The 21,695-nt window shown below is 53.3% G+C and carries 26 protein-coding genes; 24 read left to right on the forward strand and 2 right to left on the reverse strand.

Annotated elements, in window-relative coordinates:
• Positions 1-107: 107 nt before the first annotated feature.
• Positions 108-1,157, forward strand: a complete 1,050-nt coding sequence (locus EFBL_RS06270) for an L-threonylcarbamoyladenylate synthase (protein ID WP_096181289.1) — start codon at positions 108-110, stop codon at positions 1,155-1,157.
• A gap of 71 nt (positions 1,158-1,228) precedes the next feature.
• Here EFBL_RS06270 and EFBL_RS06275 read toward each other — a convergent pair whose 3' ends face one another.
• A complete protein-coding gene (locus EFBL_RS06275; protein WP_096181290.1) occupies positions 1,229-1,591 on the reverse strand; it encodes a VOC family protein in 363 nt (120 codons plus the stop codon).
• A gap of 201 nt (positions 1,592-1,792) precedes the next feature.
• Here EFBL_RS06275 and EFBL_RS06280 point away from each other — a divergent pair, with 201 nt between their 5' ends.
• Genes EFBL_RS06280 through glyA form a run of 6 tightly spaced genes read left to right on the forward strand, consistent with a single transcriptional unit; the run spans position 1,793 to position 5,944 of the window.
• Complete coding sequence (locus EFBL_RS06280) at positions 1,793-2,353, forward strand: manganese efflux pump MntP (RefSeq protein WP_096181291.1); 561 nt, start codon at positions 1,793-1,795, stop codon at positions 2,351-2,353.
• Positions 2,354-2,365: 12 nt separating this feature from the next.
• Positions 2,366-3,133, forward strand: coding sequence for a ZIP family metal transporter (locus EFBL_RS06285; protein ID WP_096181292.1), 768 nt, complete (start codon positions 2,366-2,368; stop codon positions 3,131-3,133).
• A gap of 45 nt (positions 3,134-3,178) precedes the next feature.
• Positions 3,179-3,637, forward strand: coding sequence for a low molecular weight protein arginine phosphatase (locus tag EFBL_RS06290; protein WP_096181293.1), 459 nt, complete (start codon positions 3,179-3,181; stop codon positions 3,635-3,637).
• 23 nt (positions 3,638-3,660) lie between these two features.
• Positions 3,661-4,131 (forward strand): ribose 5-phosphate isomerase B, encoded by a 471-nt coding sequence (gene rpiB / locus EFBL_RS06295; protein WP_096181294.1) that lies wholly within the window; start codon positions 3,661-3,663, stop codon positions 4,129-4,131.
• The gene (locus tag EFBL_RS06300; protein ID WP_096181295.1) at positions 4,125-4,676 is read left to right on the forward strand and encodes a TIGR01440 family protein; all 552 of its coding nucleotides are present in this window, start codon (positions 4,125-4,127) and stop codon (positions 4,674-4,676) included. Before rpiB ends, EFBL_RS06300 begins: the two co-directional genes overlap by 7 nt.
• 17 nt (positions 4,677-4,693) lie before the next feature.
• Entirely contained in the window at positions 4,694-5,944 is a 1,251-nt protein-coding gene (gene glyA, locus EFBL_RS06305; protein WP_096181296.1) for a serine hydroxymethyltransferase, read from the forward strand.
• A 584-nt stretch (positions 5,945-6,528) separates the two neighbouring features.
• Here the strand turns inward: glyA and EFBL_RS06310 are convergent.
• Positions 6,529-7,287, reverse strand: a complete 759-nt coding sequence (locus EFBL_RS06310; protein ID WP_165912659.1) for a potassium channel family protein — start codon at positions 7,285-7,287, stop codon at positions 6,529-6,531.
• 208 nt (positions 7,288-7,495) lie between these two features.
• Here EFBL_RS06310 and upp point away from each other — a divergent pair, with 208 nt between their 5' ends.
• The 17 genes from upp (at position 7,496) to nuoH (ending at position 21,691) form a co-directional block, all read left to right on the forward strand.
• Positions 7,496-8,125 (forward strand): uracil phosphoribosyltransferase, encoded by a 630-nt coding sequence (gene upp, locus EFBL_RS06315; protein ID WP_096181298.1) that lies wholly within the window; start codon positions 7,496-7,498, stop codon positions 8,123-8,125.
• A gap of 11 nt (positions 8,126-8,136) precedes the next feature.
• Positions 8,137-9,279 (forward strand): non-hydrolyzing UDP-N-acetylglucosamine 2-epimerase, encoded by a 1,143-nt coding sequence (wecB, locus tag EFBL_RS06320; RefSeq protein ID WP_096181299.1) that lies wholly within the window; start codon positions 8,137-8,139, stop codon positions 9,277-9,279.
• A gap of 163 nt (positions 9,280-9,442) precedes the next feature.
• Complete coding sequence (locus EFBL_RS06325; protein ID WP_096181300.1) at positions 9,443-10,627, forward strand: acetyl-CoA C-acetyltransferase; 1,185 nt, start codon at positions 9,443-9,445, stop codon at positions 10,625-10,627.
• 248 nt (positions 10,628-10,875) lie between these two features.
• The gene (locus EFBL_RS06330) at positions 10,876-11,268 is read left to right on the forward strand and encodes an ATP synthase subunit I (protein WP_096181301.1); all 393 of its coding nucleotides are present in this window, start codon (positions 10,876-10,878) and stop codon (positions 11,266-11,268) included.
• A 4-nt stretch (positions 11,269-11,272) separates the two neighbouring features.
• The gene (atpB, locus tag EFBL_RS06335) at positions 11,273-12,031 is read left to right on the forward strand and encodes a F0F1 ATP synthase subunit A (RefSeq protein WP_172899655.1); all 759 of its coding nucleotides are present in this window, start codon (positions 11,273-11,275) and stop codon (positions 12,029-12,031) included.
• 51 nt (positions 12,032-12,082) lie between these two features.
• A complete protein-coding gene (atpE, locus tag EFBL_RS06340; protein ID WP_096181303.1) occupies positions 12,083-12,301 on the forward strand; it encodes a F0F1 ATP synthase subunit C in 219 nt (72 codons plus the stop codon).
• Positions 12,302-12,398: 97 nt separating this feature from the next.
• Positions 12,399-12,887 (forward strand): F0F1 ATP synthase subunit B, encoded by a 489-nt coding sequence (gene atpF, locus EFBL_RS06345; RefSeq protein WP_172899656.1) that lies wholly within the window; start codon positions 12,399-12,401, stop codon positions 12,885-12,887.
• Positions 12,881-13,429, forward strand: a complete 549-nt coding sequence (locus tag EFBL_RS06350; RefSeq protein WP_096181304.1) for a F0F1 ATP synthase subunit delta — start codon at positions 12,881-12,883, stop codon at positions 13,427-13,429. The genes atpF and EFBL_RS06350 overlap by 7 nt, the downstream gene beginning before the upstream one ends.
• 14 nt (positions 13,430-13,443) lie before the next feature.
• Complete coding sequence (gene atpA, locus EFBL_RS06355; protein ID WP_096181305.1) at positions 13,444-14,952, forward strand: F0F1 ATP synthase subunit alpha; 1,509 nt, start codon at positions 13,444-13,446, stop codon at positions 14,950-14,952.
• A 72-nt stretch (positions 14,953-15,024) separates the two neighbouring features.
• The gene (gene atpG / locus EFBL_RS06360; protein WP_096181306.1) at positions 15,025-15,882 is read left to right on the forward strand and encodes an ATP synthase F1 subunit gamma; all 858 of its coding nucleotides are present in this window, start codon (positions 15,025-15,027) and stop codon (positions 15,880-15,882) included.
• Between the two features lie 22 nt (positions 15,883-15,904).
• Positions 15,905-17,314 (forward strand): F0F1 ATP synthase subunit beta, encoded by a 1,410-nt coding sequence (atpD, locus tag EFBL_RS06365; protein WP_096181307.1) that lies wholly within the window; start codon positions 15,905-15,907, stop codon positions 17,312-17,314.
• Between the two features lie 28 nt (positions 17,315-17,342).
• Positions 17,343-17,759: a F0F1 ATP synthase subunit epsilon gene (locus EFBL_RS06370; RefSeq protein WP_096181308.1), complete on the forward strand. Its 417-nt coding sequence runs from the start codon at positions 17,343-17,345 to the stop codon at positions 17,757-17,759.
• 110 nt (positions 17,760-17,869) lie between these two features.
• A complete protein-coding gene (locus EFBL_RS06375; RefSeq protein ID WP_096181309.1) occupies positions 17,870-18,253 on the forward strand; it encodes an NADH-quinone oxidoreductase subunit A in 384 nt (127 codons plus the stop codon).
• Positions 18,244-18,792: a NuoB/complex I 20 kDa subunit family protein gene (locus EFBL_RS06380; protein ID WP_424955050.1), complete on the forward strand. Its 549-nt coding sequence runs from the start codon at positions 18,244-18,246 to the stop codon at positions 18,790-18,792. Before EFBL_RS06375 ends, EFBL_RS06380 begins: the two co-directional genes overlap by 10 nt.
• Positions 18,789-19,589, forward strand: a complete 801-nt coding sequence (locus EFBL_RS06385) for an NADH-quinone oxidoreductase subunit C (protein ID WP_096181310.1) — start codon at positions 18,789-18,791, stop codon at positions 19,587-19,589. Before EFBL_RS06380 ends, EFBL_RS06385 begins: the two co-directional genes overlap by 4 nt.
• A gap of 6 nt (positions 19,590-19,595) precedes the next feature.
• Entirely contained in the window at positions 19,596-20,699 is a 1,104-nt protein-coding gene (locus tag EFBL_RS06390) for an NADH-quinone oxidoreductase subunit D (protein WP_096181311.1), read from the forward strand.
• A complete protein-coding gene (gene nuoH, locus EFBL_RS06395) occupies positions 20,699-21,691 on the forward strand; it encodes an NADH-quinone oxidoreductase subunit NuoH (RefSeq protein ID WP_096181312.1) in 993 nt (330 codons plus the stop codon). Before EFBL_RS06390 ends, nuoH begins: the two co-directional genes overlap by 1 nt.
• Positions 21,692-21,695 lie beyond the last annotated feature (4 nt).

A 21,695-nucleotide genomic window follows, 5' to 3' on the forward strand; every position in this document is an offset into this window, starting at 1 on the left:
AACAACTCGAACAGTCGTTCCGTGAATACAGACCCAGACTGGATTTCTGGCCGGGTTCGGTATAATATGCCTGTAGCACGAATTGGCAGACAAGGTGGTTACATCTCATGAACACGCTTCGACTGGGTACAAGCGACCAAGCGATTGAACAGGCAGCCGCTCTGCTGCGGCAAGGGGAATTGGTGGCGTTTCCGACGGAAACGGTGTACGGTCTGGGCGCACACGCTCTGGATCCGCTGGCTGTGGATAAAATCTTTGCGGCCAAGGGGCGTCCTTCCGACAATCCGCTGATTGTTCACATTGCCCACAGGGATCAACTTGCCGGGCTTGCGGAGTCGTTGCCGCCCGTTGCGGAACAATTAATGGAAGTGTTCTGGCCGGGGCCTTTGACGTTGATCTTGCCAAGGCGAGCCGGTGTTCCGGACCGGGTGACGGCCGGGTTGTCCACAGTGGCGGTACGGATGCCGGATCATCCGGTGGCTCTTGCGCTGCTGGAACAGACAGGGGTCCCAATAGCCGCACCCAGTGCCAACCGCTCAGGGCGCCCCAGCCCGACATCGGCTGAGCATGTTCTGGAAGATCTGGAAGGGCGGGTTGCCGCTGTGGTGGACGGAGGGGATACCGGCGTGGGAGTCGAGTCAACAGTGCTTGACGTAACAGTAGATCCGCCCATGATTCTGCGCCCGGGCGGTATTACAAAAGAAATGTTGGAGCAAGTGACGGGGAAGGTGCAGGTGGACCCTTCCCTGTCAGAGAACCGGCATCCTGATCCGGGTTCGGCTCCTCGCTCCCCCGGCATGAAATATACCCACTATGCACCGCAAGGAGAAATGTGGATTGTGGTAGGAGATGTGGACAAGCAGTCGGCCACGATTCAGTCGCTTGTGGATAAGTCCCGGAGGGAAGGAATCAAGACGGGAGTGCTGACGACAGAAGAACGCAAGGGGGCTTACCGCGCCGATGCAGTTCTGTCATGTGGGGAACGGGGCAGCCTGGAAACGGTGGCAGCGGGATTGTACGGGGTCCTGCGGGAATTCGACCAATTGGGGATCGAACGGATCTACTCGGAAAGCTTTCCGGAAGCGGGAATTGGCATGGCGGTCATGAACCGGCTTCGGAAGGCGGCGGGGTACCGGGTGATTCGGGCAGAGAACTGATGGAGATAGCGGCACGCTAGTGCCGGTATTACCAATCAGTGTAAATCGGGGGAAAGGGGGAAGACCGCCCCTCACCCCTTCAGAACATACTCATTTCCATCCAGGTCCTCGAAGATCGCAAAGGTGCCCCACTGCATCTGTTTCAACTCTTCCTTAAACTTGACCCCTTTTTCAGCCATTGCTTTGTAGGTTTCCTGAATGTCGTCGCAAACGAATACAATTGACGGTTTCAATTCGTTTGCGTTCGGCATCATCGCTCTCGGATATATGACCAGATTGGTTTCAGCGCCTTCCGGACCCACTTCCAACCAGAATGCGTTGGGGCCCATCGGGTGTTCCGCCTTGGCGACAAAACCCGCTTTTTCCGTCCAGAACTCCTTCGCTTTCTGCTGGTCCTCCACATAGACTGCTACGGTTGCGATCTGCTTGATCATTTTGAGGTCCTCCATTCTTATTATGTCAATGGTTCCAGTATCCCATAAATGGGACATGCAATTCCATAATACAAGAAACGGCATGATCCTTGTCGGCAAACAAGGTTACCCTGGATTTCAATGATGTGACGGAAACTGTCCTTTTTCGTGGACATGTTGCATAAACATGGCAGGGAAACAACATGGATCGGAGGCGTTTCCATGGCACATGCAGCACCGGGAGATCTGGTAACCATGTTGGCGACGGCTGTCGCCCTCGGCAGTGACGCCATGTCGTTGGGTGTCGGGCTTGGCATGTACCGGTTGACCCGCACAGAAATTTCAAAGGTCAGCTTTACCATTGGACTGTTTCATGTGTTGATGCCTTTGGCCGGAATGGCCATCGGAATCTATCTGCATAGATTGTTGGGAGAAGTGGCGGCCGTTTTGGGAGCCATTTTGCTGATCGGCTTGGGAGTTCACATGATCTCGGATGCCTGGCGGGGGGAAGAGAAGACCCTGTTCCGTTTGAACAAAACGGCAGGTTGGGGGCTGCTGCTGTTTGCCATGAGTGTGAGCATTGACGCCTTGTCGGTAGGCTTCAGCTTTGGATTGTCCGATACCAACCTGGGTCTGTCGGTGGCTCTGTTCGGGATTGTCGGAGGGCTCATGGCCGCCATCGGCCTCTCTATCGGAAGCATGGTGGGGCGCGTATTGGGAGAATCGATGGAGATTTTGGGGGGTGCCATCCTCATTCTGTTCGGCATCTTTTTCCTGATTTAGGGGTGGTCGGCCATGTGGGAGATTGTGGGCATCAGTTTCTTGACAGGGTTGGCAACACCCCTTGGCGGGTGGATTGTCCTCAGGTTCCGGCAGTTGTCTCCACGGCTCTTGGCGCTGTTTCTCGGCCTGGCAGCGGGAATTATGATTACGGTGGTGTTTAGTGAACTGATGCCTAATTCCATCCGCTCGGGAAGTCACGAAATTTTCATTGTCGGGATGGGCGGAGGGTGGTTGTTCATGCTGGTTCTCCGGTGGATATTTTCTGCCGCAATGGGGCATGGGAATGTTCACGGAGACAAAGCCGCATACCTGCAATTGGGGTGGTTTATTGCACTGGCGATTGCGCTGCATGACCTGCCGGAAGGCTTTGCGATTGGAGCCGGAGATGCTTTAAATTCGAACATTGGCTTGATCATTGCCCTGGCCATTGCCCTTCACAATATTCCGGAAGGAATGAGCATCGCGATCCCGTTGCGATTGGCCGGTGTGTCAAAAGGGGTTGTACTGTGGATCACAATACTTGCGGGCATCACCACTCCGATGGGAACCGTCTTATCTCTATGGTTGTTTAGTGTGTCAGAATTTTTCATCTCCTTCTCCCTGGCTTTTGCTGGCGGTGCAATGGCCTATGTGGTTTCAAGGGACATCCTTCCGGAAGCTTTGCAGGCGAGTGTTCCCTCCGCATTGTTCGGAATGGCAGGAGGCGGAGTTGTGATGCTGGCTGTTTCAGAGCTTCACTGGGTCGATTTTGCATTGCAGGTGAATCTAGCGGTATACTGAAAATTGGATTCATGTGCGTTCAAGCAAGATCGGAGGGGGGGTCCCATGTATCGCATATTATTTGTGTGTACGGGCAATACCTGCCGCAGTCCAATGGCAGAAGCTATTTTGAGGAAGCGGTTGGCGGAAAGGGAAATATCTGATGTTGAGGTGCGCTCGGCCGGTGTGGCAGCTTATGACGGGAGCCCGGCATCGCCCGGCGCGCTGGAAGCACTGAAGCAGCGTCAAATTGACGGAGACGTGCACCGGGCTCAAATGTTCACGGAAGAAATCGGAGAGTGGGCGGATCTGATTCTGACCATGACCACCTCCCATAAAATGACGGTGGGGGGCCGGTTTCCGCAGTTTTTGGACAAGCTGTTTACCCTGAAAGAGTACGTGGGCGGCTACGAGAATCCGGACATTGCCGATCCCTTTGGCGGCAGCCAGGATGTGTACGAGCAGTCGGCACGGGAGATTGAACAGGCGCTTCACCCGCTTGTCGAAAGACTGTCACAAAGGTAAAATTGAGCGAAGGGGGAATCAGCGTGCGTGTGGCAATTGCGGCAGACCATGGCGGGTATGCCCTGAAAGAACAGCTGAAAAATGTACTGAAAGAGTTGAATCTGGAATTTCATGATTTCGGAACGGACAGTGAGCAGTCGGTTGATTATCCCGACTATGGGATTCAGGTGGCGGAAAGTGTCGCCAAAGGGGAATTTGACCGTGGTATTCTGATTTGCGGAACCGGCCTTGGCATGTCAATCGTAGCCAACAAGGTCCCGGGTGTACGCTGTGCGGTGGTGCACGACTGCTTCTCCGCAAAAGCGACCCGCGAACATAACGATACGAACGTGTTGGCCATGGGAGCCCGCGTAATTGGTCCCGGTTTGGCGGAAGAGATTGTCCGCATATGGCTGACGACCGAATTTACAGGCGGCCGCCATATCCAGCGGTTGGACAAAATCCGCCAAATCGAGGAAAAATACGGTCAGGAAGAGAGCGTCCGCGGATGCTAGACAAGGCCCATATCCAACAGGCAACCCGGCAGGCGATCGATGAACTGCAGCAAGTTGCAAGGTTGTCCCCTGATCAGATTCTGGTAATCGGAGCTTCCAGTTCGGAAGTGATCGGGGAGCGAATCGGGACTTCCGGTTCCACGGAAGTTGCCGGGGTGATCGTGGATGCGGTTCTTTCCGCCCGGGAATTTTACGGGTTTCATGTGGCGTTTCAATGCTGCGAACATTTGAATCGCGCCCTGGTAGTGGAACGTTCCACCCAGAAGGAATACAGGCTGGAAGAAGTAACGGTCGTACCGGTGCCCCAAGCGGGTGGAGCAGTGGCCTCTGCCGCCTTCAAGCGGTTTCGTGAACCTGTGATGGTGGAGTCGATACAAGCCCATGCCGGAATTGACATCGGGGACACTTTTATCGGCATGCATCTCAGGCCGGTGGCAGTTCCCGTTCGCACCAGCATCAAGACCATCGGCCAGGCACACGTGACCATGGCAAGAACCCGCCCGAAACTGATTGGCGGAGCACGAGCCGTATACATAGTGGAATAGTGGAAGGAGCGTAAACAATGAATCATCTTCGGTTAATCGACCATGAAGTGGCGGAAGCAATCGGCAAGGAGTTGGGCCGCCAGCAATCCAACATCGAACTGATTGCGTCCGAAAACTTTGTCAGCCGTGCCGTAATGGAAGCAATGGGTACGGTTCTGACCAACAAATATGCGGAGGGCTATCCCGGCAAACGCTATTACGGCGGATGCGAATATGTGGATATCGTGGAAAATCTGGCCCGCGACAGGGTAAAGAAAATCTTTGGCGCCGAACACGCCAACGTGCAGCCTCATTCGGGGGCTCAGGCGAATACCGCCGTGTATTTTGCATTTTTGAAGCCGGGAGACACCGTGCTTGGGATGAATCTGGCCCACGGCGGCCATCTGACCCACGGCAGTCCGGTCAACATTTCAGGCCAATACTACAATTTCGTGCCCTACGGTGTGGATGAGAATACCCACCGGATTGATTACGACGTGGTCCGTCGTCTGGCGGAGGAACACAAACCGAAGATGATTGTGGCTGGCGCATCTGCCTATCCCAGAGTCATCGACTTCCCGAAACTGCGTGAAATTGCAGACTCTGTTGGAGCCTACCTGATGGTGGACATGGCGCACATTGCCGGATTGGTGGCAACCGGGCATCATCCATCTCCGGTGCCCTTTTCCGATTTTGTAACGTCAACCACTCACAAAACGCTGCGGGGACCTCGAGGAGGCCTGATCCTCTGCAAAGAGCGGTACGCGAAAGAAATTGACAAAGCGATCTTCCCGGGCATCCAGGGCGGCCCGCTGATGCATGTGATTGCGGCCAAAGCGGTGGCTTTCGGGGAAGCGCTGCGTCCCGAGTTCTCCCGGTATTCGCAAGCGGTCATCGACAATGCGCAGACGTTGGCGAATGCGTTGACCGAACGCGGCTTCAATTTGGTCTCAGGCGGTACGGACAACCACCTGATCCTGATCGACCTGCGCAGCATAGGACTTACAGGAAAAGAAGCGGAAAAACTGCTGGATGAAGTCGGCATCACAGTCAACAAGAATGCCATTCCCTTCGACCCGCAAAGCCCGTTCATCACCAGCGGAATCCGGATCGGAACACCGGCTGTCACCACCCGCGGATTCGACCGGGAAGCAATGGTGGAAGTGGCGGACATTATCAACCTTACCCTGCGCAACGGCACCGATCAGCCCAGCCTGAACGAGGCGATGCGCCGCGTTCGCGAACTGTGCGCAAAGTTCCCTTTGTATGAAGGTCTGGAGAAGGAATAAAACCATATACGCAAACATTTTAGAGGCTGTCCCAAAAGAGGTTGTTTAGAAACTTCCTGGTCAGGGCAGAAGCCATGAGAAGGACAACCATTATTGAAAAATAGCGGTGATTTTCAAGGTTATTTGAAGAATTTCTTTGGTGGGAATAAAGAAACGCTAAATAGCGGTGCAAAACGAACGTTATTATAAGAATCGAAATGAATTCGACAAGAATAGCGGTGAAAAACAGCGTTATTTTCGAAAGCGTACCCTAAGCGGGCTGTCTTATGAATGTTGAGACAGCCCGTTTTTGTTTAACAGCAGACGGCCTGTGCAAATTAAGAGATTTTTGATCCTTTATTACTCGATTCGGCTGCCGATTTTTTGGATTAAGCGATTCACAGGCACTTAATGGGCACTTTTGATACCTGCTTGGAGATCATGGGGTGGCATAAGAGCCTCAGAATCCGCAATTACAAAATAACTGCCCAAAAAGTCAAAATAAGCACCTGGAAATCCGTAATTTCTCAGGGGCGAGGGTAGCTTCACGCGGACGAAGCAATCAATGCCCACCCAACCCATCTTCACCGCGCCGGGTTTCGGATTTATTTTTCAGCTTCTTCCTGCAACAATTCCGCATCGGGAATTCCCGGATCTTCCCTGTGTCCCCGCTTATACTCAAGCAACGCTTCCATATAACGGATCAGCATCTTCAGATCCGTTTCGGACAGGTCATGAAACCGGGCCAGCTCCTGTTGGATATGCTTGACGCTGTTGGGAACGTCATGTTCCTTTTGGGTCAGAAAGTAGGTGGCAATGGTACCTGTGATGATCCCCATCGTCCCGATTCCGACCAGCATCAGAACAACCGCAACCATTCGTCCGGGTCCCGTTTTCGGGGAGATGTCTCCATAGCCGACGGTGGTTGCCGTTACGATTGCCCACCACAATCCGTCCTCAATCGATTGAATCTCCGGTTCCACCAGATCGATGATAGCGGCGCCGGCAATGATTGTTACGAACGCAAACACCAGAACCTTGGACAATTCGTTCATGCGCAGGACCGTAAGCAAAGGTTTTACATAGCGGTAGGCATACACGCTCAGCCGGAACACCCGGAAAACTTGCACAATCCGGAGAGACAGGAAGAGGCTGTCAAGCGGAATGATGGCAATCAGATCAATTACATGCGATTTGACAAACTTCTTTTTCTCTTGTGCCTTCAAAAGCCGGACAAAATAGTCCAACACAAAGACCATCCAGATCAGCAGGTCGATTTGTCCGGAAAACGCCGCATCCGAAAAGGGAATCGCCACCGATATGAGGATCAGAATCAACATGAAGATCTCATAAGTTTTTGCCATGGCAGATTCACTCCTGTGCGTTTTCTCGTCCTCCCGACAATTCGCCATCTGATGGACAGATTCCTCCAGATCCTGAATCCTGCATATTGGCAGCAAGCCGAAAAGAGGAATTTCTGGCAAGTAGCAGTATAAAATGCGCTCTGTTATAATGAAGGATGGATTGCAAAAACTTCCCTATTTTGAGTTTTTAGAAGGAGATCTTACTGTAATGGGCAAAGTTCATTCATTCGATCACCCGTTGATTCAACACAAATTGACTTACATACGGGACGAGAAAACGGGTACGAAAGAATTCCGCGAGTTGGTGGAAGAAGTGGCCATGCTGATGGCGTACGAGATTACCCGTGATCTTCCGTTGGCGGAAACGACGGTCAAAACTCCCGTTGCGGAAGCGAAAACCAAAGTCATTTCCGGCAAAAAATTGGGCCTGGTGCCAATCCTGCGCGCGGGACTTGGAATGGTGGACGGGATTCTGCGGTTAATTCCGGCAGCCAAAGTCGGTCATATCGGACTGTACCGGGATCCTGAGACCCTCCAGCCGGTTGAGTATTACTGCAAACTTCCAACCGACGTGCAGGAGCGGGATCTGATTGTAATTGACCCGATGCTTGCAACGGGGGGTTCAGCTGTCGCCGCCATTTCATTCTTGAAGGACCGGGGTGTCAGGAACATCAAATTAATGTGTCTCATCGCCGCGCCGGAAGGCATCGCCGCGGTGGAGAAGGAACATCCGGATGTGGACATTTTTGTGGCGGCCATTGACGAGAAGCTGAATGATCATGGATACATAGTACCGGGGCTCGGGGATGCGGGAGACCGTCTTTTCGGGACCAAGTAAGGAGATACTCAATGGAACCAATTCGGGTGCTTACAGTGTTTGGAACGCGTCCGGAGGCCATCAAGATGGCTCCGCTCGTGAAAGCGTTGGAACAGGCAGCCCCTGCCATCGACTCGAAAGTCTGTGTAACCGCTCAACACCGGCAGATGCTGGATCAGGTGCTCGACATTTTTCAGATCAAGCCGGATTATGACCTGGACATAATGGAACCCCGTCAAACCCTGACAGGTATTACAGTCAAGGCGCTGAAAGGGTTGGAACAGGTCATAGGGGAGGTCCAGCCGCACATTGTGCTGGTCCATGGGGACACCACCACCACTTTCGTCGCGGCAGTTGCCGCATTTTACCAGCAGGTTGCCATTGGCCATGTGGAAGCGGGGCTTCGCACCTATGACAAATACTCTCCCTTCCCGGAAGAGATGAACCGTCAACTGACAGGCGTGATGGCCGACCTTCACTTCGCTCCCACCAGTGATTCCGCAAGGAACCTGCTGCAGGAGAACAAGAATCCGGATAAGATCTTCGTTACGGGGAATACGGCAATTGACGCCATGAAAACTACGGTAAGAGCCGACTACAGACACCCGATCCTTGATCAAGTGGGCCACGGGAAGCGGTTAATCTTCATGACCGCTCACCGTCGCGAGAATCTGGGGGAGAAGATGGAGAACATCTTCCGGGCGGTCCGGCGCATTGTGGAGGATCATAAAGACGTGGCGCTGGTTTATCCTGTCCATCTGAATCCGGCTGTGCAGGAACCGGCACGGGCGATTCTGGGCGGACATCCCCGGGTCCATTTGATCGACCCGCTTGATGTGGTGGATACGCATAATTTCATGTCCCGGTCGTATCTGATCCTGACCGATTCCGGGGGTATCCAGGAAGAAGCTCCGTCCCTGGGGGTTCCCGTGTTGGTGTTGCGTGACACCACGGAGCGGCCGGAGGGAATTGCCGCAGGCACGCTTAAGCTTGCGGGAACCGATGAGGACACAATTTACAGATTGGCCTGCGAGCTTCTCAACAACAAAGAGGCCCACCGGGTCATGTCGATTGCGGCCAACCCGTATGGGGACGGCTTGGCATCCGATCGCATCGTAAAAGCCATCCTGTACCACTATGGTCGCGGCGAACGTCCCGACGAGTTTGAAGTTTAATGATTTTTCGGGGTCCCCGCCAAGTACTCGGAGTTATCATCAGAGCTTCACGTCACTTGGTGGGGTGTGGCGTATAGTGGAAACAACTGGCAGGCACACTAAACAAGGGCATCCAGAACTACTTTCACATAGAGACAATTCTTTGGGAGAGGTAGGAGAAAAAATGGGGAAAGAAGCAGTAATCGTCAGTGCCGTTCGCACGGCCATCGGAAGTTTTCAAGGATCGCTTGCCGGGGTGCCCGCAACCGAGTTGGGAAGCATTGTGCTGAAAGAAGCGCTCGCCCGGGCCGGTGTCAGCCATGAACAGGTGGATGAGGTCATTCTCGGAAACGTGCTGCAAGCCGGACTTGGCCAGAATCCCGCTCGCCAGGCCTGGGTCAAAGCGGGGTACCATGAATCGGTTCCGGCGATAACGATCAATAAAGTCTGCGGATCCGGTCTGAAAGCGGTAATGCTGGCGGCGCAGGCGATCAAGGCGGGAGATGCGGATGTCATCCTTGCCGGTGGCATGGAAAATATGAGCCGCGCACCCTACCTGCTGGAAGGAGCCCGCACCGGGTTCCGGATGGGGGATGCCAAAGCGGTTGATTCCATGATTCGCGATGGGTTGTGGTGCGCATTCTTTGATTGCCACATGGGAATCACGGCCGAGAACGTGGCGGAGAAATACGGCCTGTCCCGAGAGGAACAGGATGAATTCGCCGCGTGGAGCCAGCAGAAAGCGGAAGCGGCTGTCAATTCCAACCGGTTCAAGGAAGAGATTGTGCCGGTTGAAATCCCTGCAAAAAAAGGGGAAACGGTGCTGTTTGACAAAGACGAGTATCCGCGAGCCGGGACCACTGCAGAGGTACTGGCAAAGCTTCGCCCCGCCTTCAAGAAAGAAGGAACCGTTACAGCGGGGAACGCCTCGGGAATCAACGACGGGGCTGCCGCCCTGCTGGTGATGTCGGCGGACAAAGCAGCCGAGCTGGACGTTAAACCTCTTGCCCGGATTGCCGCATATGCCTCTGCGGGACTGGATCCGTCGATCATGGGGCTGGGGCCGATTTTTGCGACACGTAAAGTATTGGAAAAAACCGGCCTGCGAATGGATGAGATCGATCTGATTGAAGCCAACGAGGCTTTTGCCGCTCAGGCCCTTGCGGTTGGAAAAGACCTGGAGATTCCCCGCGAGAAGCTGAACGTAAACGGTGGCGCCATCGCTTTGGGTCACCCGATTGGTGCCAGTGGTGCACGTGTTCTGGTGACGCTGTTGCACGAACTGGAGAAACGGGACGGCAAACGGGGACTTGCAACCCTTTGCATCGGCGGCGGCCAGGGCGTTTCGATGATAGTGGAAAGAATGTAATTTCAACCAACCCCGAGTTTCGGGACCGCTCCCGGGCCGCCAGGAGGCCGGAGACAATGGTCGTAAAGACAGCGGGTTGGGTAACTTTGACAGAATTGTGAACGATCCGTGAAGCTTGAAATTGCGCCGAAATTAAAAGGATTTATTCTCGTTGACAATCAAACCTGGCTATTGTACGATGGTCTAGGTCGATTTCACCACGAGATACACCCGTTTTACCTAGTGAAACACCAGGAGCCGTTGAGTGTATGGAAGATGCAAAGAAATATGTGCAAAGAACGGTCAGATACACAATCCTCTTTACCTTGGTGTGGTTTGTATTATGGGCTCTCGTGCCTGCCTGGAAGTCGATTGTATCGGGTTTGGCAATAGGATCAGCGGTAAGCGTTTACTTTGCGGTAAGCTTTGCCAGACAAGCCCAGATGGGGGCTGCAACCGCGGCGAGGGGTGGCAAGAACAAGCCGATCGTCCCGTTTGTGTCGAGGATTGCGGCCATCGCTGTCGCTGTGATGATTGCAAACAAGCTCTCCTATCCAAATGTCTACGCGCTGATATTTGCACTGCTTACATATCAGGTTGTCATATTCGTAGACATGTTTGTGAATAGGGGACAACAAAGGATTCCAAACCGGAAGGGGTGAAATGATGGAGCATTTATTTCCAACGATTGAACTTTTCGGTATACCTGGATTCACTCTGAATCTGACGGTTGCTTTGATGTCGGTGATTGTTTCGTTGATTGTAATCCTGATTGCGATGGCAGCTGTGCGGCGTATGGATGTTCGACGTCCAAGCGGGATGCAGAACTTCCTGGAAGCTATCATTGATTTCATCCGCGGTCTTGCCAAGGATACCGTTGGAGCCAAGCATGCGGATGAGTGGGTGCCGCTCGGTCTGACGTTGTTTATCTGGATTTTCGTTTCCAACCAAATCGGGTTGATCACGAACGTTACCGCCGAGGCTCATCAAGGACTGGGGATTCATGAAGAAGGACATTACTCGTTCTGGATGTCTCCCACAGCTAACTTCAACGTGGCGATGGCAATGGGGATCGCGATGGTTCTGTTGAGTCACTTTGTGGGTCTTCGCAGGCCGGGGGAGTATTTTAAACACTGGGTTTCTCCGAATCCGGCAATGCTGCCGCTGCACTTGGTGGAAGAACTTCCAAAGTTCCTGACTCTCGGCCTCCGTTTGTTTGGCAACATTTTTGCCGGCGAGGTTTTGCTGGCAATTCTTGTGGGGTTGCCGCTGTCGATGGGCTGGGTGGCCGGTTCTCTCGCTGGCGGAATTCCGATGCTGGTGTGGTTGGGTTACTCAATGTTTGTGGGTACGGTACAGGCGTTTGTCTTTACTGTATTGACACTTGTCTATATCGGGCAAAAGCTTCCGCATGGCGATCATTAATATACAATTCCAAAAATCGTTTGGACGAATTATTACAAGGAGGAATTTAGAATGGATTTCGCAATTGCAGTTGGTTTGATTATGGGTCTTGCAGCAGTTGGTGCTGGTATCGGTAACGGTTTGGTTATGAGTCGCTATATTGAAGGGATTGCACGTCAACCTGAAGCTCGCGGTCTGCTCTTCACCCAAGCGTTGATCGGTCTGGGTCTCGTAGAGGCGCTCCCGGTTATCGCTTTGGCTATCGGTTTGATCCTCTTCGGTCGTCTGTAATCTGTAACGGGACTCTCTGAGCCTCGTTGGGCGGGACAAGATGAACTTGTACTCGCCATTCTTTTGTCCTTGTCCTTTGAGAAAGGAGTGAAAACAGGTGGAATTTCAACTTGGAACCATGTTATTTCAATTGATCGTCTTCTTGATCTTGTTCCTCATCCTCAGGAAAGTTGCGTTCGGTCCGTTGATGAAGATGATGAACGACCGTCAGCAATACATCGAAAATCAAATCGCTACGGCAGAGCAGCATCGCCAGGAAGCCGAAAAGCTGGCAAAGCAGCATCAGGAAGCGATTCAGCAAGCTAAGAAAGAGGCTTCTGAGATGATGGAAAACGCCCGTCGTACCGGTGAAAAACAAGCGGCTGATATCCTCGCCGCCGCTGAAGCGGAAGCCAAGCGGATCAAGGATGAAGCTGTTGCTGACATCAATCGCGAAAAAGAGTTGGCAATTGCCCAATTGCAAGAACAAGTGGCGGAACTGTCCGTTCTTCTTGCGGGCAAGATCATAGGCAAAGAAGTGGATGCTGCAAAGCACAAGTCCCTTTTTGACGAAGCGGTTAAGGAGATGGAGGAACGCGTATGCTAGGCGGAGCGGTAGCGAAACGTTACGCGGACGCGCTTTTCTCCATCGCAAAAGAACAGAACGTTGTAGACGGCATGGAAGCTGATTTATCCACTGTACTCGCAGCCCTGCATGAGTATCCTGAGTTGAAGCGTATTCTTCAGCATCCTGCAATTTCGGCGGATGTGAAAAAACGGCAGGTCAATGAGCTTTTTGGAAAAGCGATTTCCCGCACGGCGCTGAACTTGTTGAACCTGTTGCTGGATCGCCGACGTGAAGACCATTTGGAGTTTATTTATGAAGAATACGTACGATTGGCCAATGAACACAGGGGACAAGTCAAAGCCCATGTGGAGACGGCGGTACCCATGTCCGAAAACGATCTGAATGAACTCGGGGAAAAGCTTGGCGCTGCGTGCGGCAAGAAACTCGACATTACTTCATCGGTTAATCCGGAACTGATTGCAGGAGTTCGTCTGCAAGTCGGTGGCCGTGTAATCGATGCAAGCATAAAAGGGCAGTTGGATCGTTTCAGTCAGAATCTTAAGCGGAACCAAGTTCGGTAGATAGGGGTGAAAAAATGAGCATTCGTCCTGAAGAAATCAGTGCGTTAATCAAACAACAGATTGAGAATTACCAATCTGATATTCAAGTATATGACGTCGGTACTGTAATCCAGGTTGGTGACGGGATTGCCCGTATCCACGGACTTGAGAAAGTAATGGCCGGCGAACTGCTCGAATTCCCGAACGGTGAAGTCGGGATGGCGTTCAATCTGGAAGAAGACAACGTGGGTGTCGTTATATTGGGCCGGGTATCCGGAATCAAGGAAGGCGATACCGTTAAGCGTACCGGTAACATCGCTCAGGTTCCCGTAGGGGAAGCGTTGATCGGTCGGGTAGTGAACTCCCTGGGTCAACCTGTTGACGGCCGCGGTCCGATTGAGACCAAGGAATACCGTCCGATTGAATCTCCGGCACCGGGCGTTATCGACCGGAAGTCGGTTCATGAGCCGCTGCAAACCGGTATCAAGGCAATCGATGCCCTGATTCCGATTGGACACGGCCAGCGGGAATTGATTATCGGTGACCGTCAGACCGGTAAAACGGCTGTTGCCATCGATACGATCCTCAACCAGAAAGGCAAAGGCGTAATCTGCATCTACGTTGCCATCGGTCAGAAGCAATCCACCGTTGCGCAGGTTGTGGAAACCCTCCGCAAGCACGGCGCAATGGAGTACACCATTGTAGTAACCGCATCCGCATCCGAACCTGCACCGCTCCTGTTCTTGGCGCCCTATGCAGGTTGTGCAATGGGAGAGTATTTCATGTACAAAGGCGGCAAAGTTCTTTGCGTATATGATGACCTCTCCAAGCAAGCGGCCGCATACCGTGAATTGTCACTGTTGATGCGCCGTCCTCCCGGACGCGAAGCGTTCCCTGGGGACGTGTTCTATCTGCATTCCCGTTTGCTCGAGCGTGCTGCAAAGCTCTCTGACAAACTGGGTGGCGGTTCGTTAACTGCACTTCCGTTTATTGAAACGCAAGCGGGTGACGTATCCGCCTATATTCCGACCAACGTGATCTCCATCACCGACGGTCAGATTTTCCTGGAAGCAGACCTGTTCTACTCGGGTGTTCGTCCGGCGCTGAACGTCGGTATCTCCGTTTCCCGCGTAGGTGGGGCTGCCCAAATCAAGGCAATGAAGAAGGTTGCCGGTACATTGAAGCTTGAGTTGGCACAATATCGTGAATTGGCGGCGTTTGCCCAGTTCGGTTCCGACCTGGACAAAGCGACTCAAGCTCGCCTCAATCGCGGCGCCCGGTTGACCGAGCTGCTGAAGCAGGGTCAATACCAGCCGATGCCGGTTGAGAAGCAGGTGATCTCCATCTGGGCCGGTACCAATGGGTATCTGGATGACATTGCTGTTGAAAACGTACGCCGGTTCGAGAAAGAATTCCTGGCGTTTGTCGATACCAACTACCCGCAAATCCCGAAGGCGATCGTCGAAACGAAAGACCTCTCCGATGAGACTGTCGGCCTTCTGAAGCAAGCTGTGGAGAAGTTCAAAGCGCAGTTTGTCGGTTAAGAACCGACGGTGGCCCCACCCTCTCCATGATGTTGGAGCCCATGCAAGTCACTCAAAAGGTGGTGAAACGAGATGGCTAATGCTCGCGATATACGGCGTCGTATTCGAAGCGTCAAGAACACCCAGCAAATCACCAAAGCGATGAAAATGGTCGCAGCCGCCAAATTGCGCCGTGCCCAGGAGCGGGTGACACTGGCCCGGCCTTATGCGGCTAAGCTGCAGGAAGTGATTGGGAGTATTGCGAAAGCAGGTGGCGGAGCCAAACACCCGATGCTCGTCAAGCGTCCTGTGAAAAAAATCGGCTATGTGGTGATTGCCGCTGACCGCGGTCTTAAAGGAGCTTTTAACGCTCAAGTGATCAGGCATGCGTTGAATGAATTCAGGGATAAACCCAAAGATGAATACGTAATCTTTGCGGTAGGCCGGAAGGCTCGCGATTTCTTCGTGAAGCGCGGATATCCCGTAGTAGGGGAGATCACCGGACTGGCGGATTTTCCAACCTATGCCGACATCAAACGCGTGACCGAAGCGGTCGTGAAGAACTACGAAGACGGCACCTATGATGAGGTTTACCTTGTATACAACATGTTTAAGTCTGCGATTTCGCAGATTCCGGTTACCAAACAGATCCTTCCCTTGTCCGATGTTGGCGGGGGGGAAGCCAGAGTCACCTCTGGTTATCTGTATGAGCCGTCTCAAGAAGAAGTGCTTGACGCGCTTCTGCCGAAATATGCTGAAACACTCATTTACTCTGCGCTGCTCGAATCGAAAGCTTCCGAACACGGTGCCCAGATGACTGCGATGGGCAACGCAACAGACAATGCAACCGAAATGATTGCATCGTTGACACTGTCGTTGAACCGTGCGCGTCAGGCTGCAATAACCACGCAGATTACAGAAATCGTCGGCGGTGCCGAAGCTCTGAAGTAGACGGATGATAGGAGGGACAATGATGAACACTGGACGTATTGTTCAGGTAATGGGTCCGGTCGTGGACGTTCGGTTCCCGGAAGGCCAGCTTCCCGAATTGAACAACGCACTGACTATTACTCATAAAGCGCAAAACGAGAACGAACGTGATATCAATCTGACGATCGAAGTGGCCGTTCATCTGGGTGACAACGTGGTTCGCTGCGTTGCCATGTCATCAACGGATGGACTGGTTCGCGGCATGGAAGCTGTGGACACCGGTGCTGCCATTTCGGTGCCCGTTGGTACTGCCACCCTGGGCCGCATCTTTAATGTGCTGGGTGAAACGATTGACGAACAAGGTCCGGTAGAGGTGACGGAAAGACATCCGATTCACCGTCCGGCTCCTGAATACACGGATCTATCGACCAAAGTGGAAATCCTGGAAACCGGGATCAAGGTTATCGACCTGCTCGCCCCTTACATCAAGGGCGGCAAGATCGGTCTGTTCGGCGGTGCCGGCGTAGGTAAGACCGTTACGATGCAGGAATTGATCCACAACATCGCGAAGCAGCACGGCGGTTACTCCGTATTTGCCGGTGTGGGGGAGCGTACCCGTGAAGGGAACGACCTCTACCACGAGATGAAGGATTCCGGAGTTATCGACAAGACCGCGATGGTCTTCGGTCAGATGAACGAGCCGCCGGGTGCGCGTCTGCGCGTTGCTTTGACCGGTCTGACAATGGCAGAGTATTTCCGTGACGCGGAAGGCAAGGACATCCTGCTCTTTATCGACAACATCTTCCGCTTTACCCAAGCGGGTTCCGAAGTGTCCGCCCTGCTTGGACGGATGCCGTCCGCGGTGGGTTACCAGCCGACCCTCGCAACAGAGATGGGTCAGCTGCAAGAGCGGATTACATCGACAAAGAAAGGATCGATCACTTCGATTCAGGCGATCTACGTTCCGGCCGACGACTATACCGACCCGGCTCCGGCAACGGCGTTCGCTCACCTGGATGCAACCACCAACCTGGACCGTAAGATCGCCGAACTCGGGATCTTCCCGGCGGTTGACCCGTTGGCATCCACTTCCCGCGCTCTGTCTCCGGACATCGTAGGGGAAGAGCATTACCAGGTGGCTCGTGGCGTTCAGGCGGTTCTCCAGCGTTACCGTGAATTGCAGGATATTATCGCGATCCTTGGTATGGACGAACTGTCTGACGAAGACAAGTTGACAGTTGCCCGTGCCCGTAAGATCCAGCGTTTCCTGTCCCAGCCGTTCCACGTTGCGGAACAGTTTACCGGTACTCCGGGCGCTTACGTTCCGGTTAAGGAAACGGTTCGCGGTTTCAAGGAGATCCTCGAAGGCAAGCACGACGACCTGCCGGAAGGTGCATTCCTTTATGTAGGAACGATAGAAGAAGCTGTCGAGCAAGCCAAGAGACAGTCCTAGGTCTGTCTGACCGTAGGAGGGAATCGATATGAAGACCGTTCCGCTTGAAATCGTTACGCCTGAGCGAATCGTGTTCAGCGATGACGTTCAGATGGTGATTGCGCGCGGCGGCGCCGGAGATGTAGGTATTCTTCCCGGTCACACGCCGCTGGTCACCACGTTGAAGATCTCGGCTGTACGACTGAAATTGAAAGACGGAAGCGAACAGCACGTTGCAGTTACCGGCGGATTCCTGGAAGTGAAACCGCAGAAGGTGACCATCCTGGCAGAAGCTGCCGAACTGCCTGAAGAAATCGACATTGACAGGGCGGAGCGTGCCCGTGAACGAGCGGAAGCACGCTTGGCTGCAAGTGGTCAGGAGAATCTCGATTTCCGCCGTGCGGAGCTTGCTCTGCAACGAGCTGTCAACCGTCTGCAAGTTGCAAAAGGCAAGGACCGGAGATAACCGGAGAGCCCACCCGCATGCGGCGAGGTGGGCTTTTTCCCGTGATTTTTGTCATTCCCGTGAACACTTAATATGCTATAATAGATACGTTGTGTGAAAACTTTCTCATAATGGAGGAGTGCCTCGTGTTTGAATACTGGAACAGTTATTTATTTGTAACCTTGTTCCTGCTGTTGGGCATCATACTCCCCGTTGGCTCGCTTATGGTACTCGGGCCTCTTTTGCGTCCGAACAAACCGACCGCCAACAAGCTGACCACTTATGAAAGCGGTCTCGAGCCCTTCGGAGAAGCGCAAGTACGTTACAACATCCGGTATTACCTGTTTGCGCTGCTGTTCGTGGTATTTGATGTGGAAATCCTGTTTTTGTATCCGTGGGCGATTTCTTTCATGGATCTGGGGCTGTTCGGCCTGATTGAAGTGTTGATCTTCATCGGACTTCTGGTGATTGGCCTTGCCTACGCTTGGAAAAAGAAGGTGCTGGAATGGACGTAATCAAAGGGTATAGCCAACAACCCCGGGTAGAATTTGAAGGTTTTACGTCTGAAGAATCGATGGAACTCCAACAAGCCGGCGTTTTTGTCGGGGCGTTGGAACAGATAAAAGCATGGGCGCGCAGCAACTCCTTATGGCCAATGACATTTGGACTGGCCTGCTGCGCCATTGAGATGATGGGGACAGGGGCATCCCACTATGACCTGGACCGGTTTGGCATCATCTTCCGTGCTTCGCCAAGACAGTCGGACTGCATGATCGTGTCCGGTACGGTTACGAAAAAAATGGCCCCGCTGATCAAGCGTCTTTATGATCAGATGCCGGAACCGAAGTGGGTGGTGGCCATGGGATCCTGCGCAACCGCAGGCGGTCCCTACGTTCGCTCCTATTCGGTTGTCAAAGGTGTGGACCAGTTTGTTCCGGTGGACGTTTACATTCCCGGATGTCCTCCCTCTCCTCCCGCATTGATCTATGGATTGAACAAGCTCCAGGAAAAAATCCGGCTGGAGGCTAAAGGAAAGAAGGTGCCTCGTACGTGACGGAAGAGAACAAAGTGAACGGGGAATCGGAACAACTGGCTCCTGCGGAAGCGGACCCCAAAAAACAGGAGTCGCCGAAGCCTGAGGATCAAATAGCGGAGAAGCTGCCGCCCGAGCAAGCCGTCGGTGCGGCTGAACCGGCGGAACAGGCGCAGGCGTCCGGCGTTAAGGAGCCGGGAAAGCAGGCAGAAGAGGGGAAAACCGAAGCGGCGAAACCGGCAGCTTCGGTTGTGAAGCCGGCTGCCGCGAAGCCTGTGGCTGACAAGCCTGCAGCGGCCGCAGCAGCCAAGGCAGAGCCGGCGGAAGAAAAGCCGGATCCGAAGAAGGAAGAGGCGCAGAAGGTCCTCGACAAGTTCCGTCAACTGATCGCAGGGAAGTTCGGGGAAGAGGTTCTGGAAGAGGCAGTCCTCGCCAAGTACCAGCCGACCTATGTGATCAAGCGGGAACACTGGCGGACGGTGGTCGAATTTTTACGGGATGATTCCCAATTGCTGTTTGATTATCCGGAAGCGATGGCGGGAACCGATTATCCCGACAAAGGCTATATTGAGGTTGTCCTGTATCTGTATTCGATGAAGCACGGGTATTTCATTACCGTGAAGACCCGGACTCCCCGCGACAACGCGGAAGTTCCTTCCCTCACCCCGGTCTACAACGGCGTGAATTGGGAAGAGCGCGAGATCTACGATCTGTTGGGCGTGAACTTCACCGGTCATCCGGATCTCCGCAGAATCATGATGCCTGAAGATTATGAGGGCTATCCATTGCGCAAAGATTTCAGCCCGTGGAAGGAGTAGAGGGAGATGGCAGAAATTCGCACGGAAGAGATGCTCTTGAACGTAGGCCCTCAACATCCGTCTACCCACGGAGTGTTTCGAGTTGTTGTAAAGATTGATGGAGAGATGATCACCGAAGCGACTCCCGTGATTGGGTACCTGCATCGCGGAACGGAAAAGTTGGCGGAAGACCTGCAGTATCAACAGATTATCCCGTACTTCGACCGTCTGGATTATCTTGCAGCCATGCTGAACAACCATGCGATCGTGAATTCGGTAGAGAAAGCCATGGATGTGCAGGTTCCCGAGCGGGCTGAATATCTGCGGGTAATCGTTGCCGAACTGAACCGGGTGGCATCCCATCTGTTGTTTCTTGGGGCTTACCTGTTGGACTTGGGTGCCATGAGTCCCTTCCTGTATGCGTTTCAGGAACGGGAGACCATTTGCGAGTTTTTTAACAAAATTTGCGGCGCGCGGCTTACCTACAACTATATGCGTGTTGGCGGAGTCAAATATGATGCTCCGGAAGGATGGCTCGACGAGATTCGCGCTTATATTCCGCACTTCCGGGAGAAGCTGAAGTTGTATCATGACCTTGTCACAGGCAATGAGATCTTCCTGAGCCGCGTGAAAGGGGTCGGCGTGTATGATGCGGAGACAGCCATCAATTACGGACTGTCCGGCATTAATCTTCGTTGTACCGGATTCAAATGGGATCTCCGCAAGAACAAACCGTACTCCATTTACGACCGGTTCGATTTTGAGGTGCCGGTGGGCAGCAACGGCGACTGCTTCGACCGTTACATGTGCCATATGCTGGAGATGGAAGAATCCATCAAGATTGTGGAACAGGCGCTGGAGCAGATTCCTGAAGGGCCTGTCATGGGCAAAGTGCCGAAGATTCTGCGTGTGCCTGCAGGTGAGTACTATGCGGGAATTGAGGCTGCCAAAGGGGAACTTGGCGTGTATATCGTCTCCGAGGGGAAAGACAAACCCTACCGGCTGAAGATTCGTCGCCCGTCCTTCGATAACCTGCAGATCCTGCCGAGCCTGCTCAAAGGGCAAAGCATGTCCAACTTCATTGCCATACTGGGTGCAACAGACATTGTCCTTGGGGAGGTTGACGCATAATGTGGGAGTGGATCAATCAACCTTTCACGCCGCAGACTGCACTCATTATGTTGTTGGGCGGTATTGCCGTGCTTGGGGTCGTTCTGGGCGTTGTCACTTACACCATCTATTTTGAACGGAAGATCATCGGTTGGATGCAGGGTCGCATCGGCCCGAACCGGGTGGGTCCCCTGGGATTGTTCCAGTCCTTCGCCGACATCCTGAAGCTTTTAATCAAGGAAGACATCATTCCAGGGAAAGCGGACCGGCTGATGTTCCTGATCGCCCCGATGATCACCTATGTGCCGGCTTTCATGGTACTTGCGGTAATTCCTTATACAGCGACCCACCTGTTTACAGCAGAATTGAATGTCGGCATTATCTATTACATTGCCCTGTCTGCCCTCTCCATCATCGGTGTAATGTTGGGCGGTTGGGCGTCCAACAACAAATATTCGATTATCGGCGGGCTCCGTTCCGCCGCCCAGATGATTGCCTATGAGATTCCGCTTGCCATGTCGATGCTGGGCGTGATTCTCATGGCCGGTTCGATGAACATTGTGGAGATTGTCGAAGCACAGGAGAAATTCCCTTATGTCTGGTATGTGGTTCCGCAGTTCCTCGGTTTCTGCATCTTTATCATTGCCGCAACAGCCGAGCTGAACCGGACTCCCTTTGACTTGCCGGAAGCGGAATCGGAGCTTGTATCCGGATACTTCACCGAGTACTCCGGTTTCCGGTTCGCCTTCTACATGCTGGCCGAGTACGTGTATATCGTGGCTATGGCAGGACTGGCTGCCGCCCTCTTTTTCGGCGGTTGGTCGGGACCGTTGCTTCCCGGCTGGTTGTGGTATGCCATCAAGGCGGGAGCGTTTATCTTCCTGATGTTCTGGCTGCGGGCTACATTTCCCCGCGTGCGGAACGACCAGCTGATGACCTTCAGCTGGAAAGTCCTGATCCCGTTGTCACTGCTTAACATCATTCTCACTGCAGCGATCAAGCTCGCGGTGTAACAGG

It is taken from the genome of Effusibacillus lacus, from assembly GCF_002335525.1.
GTDB classification, from domain to species: Bacteria; Bacillota; Bacilli; order Tumebacillales; family Effusibacillaceae; genus Effusibacillus; species Effusibacillus lacus.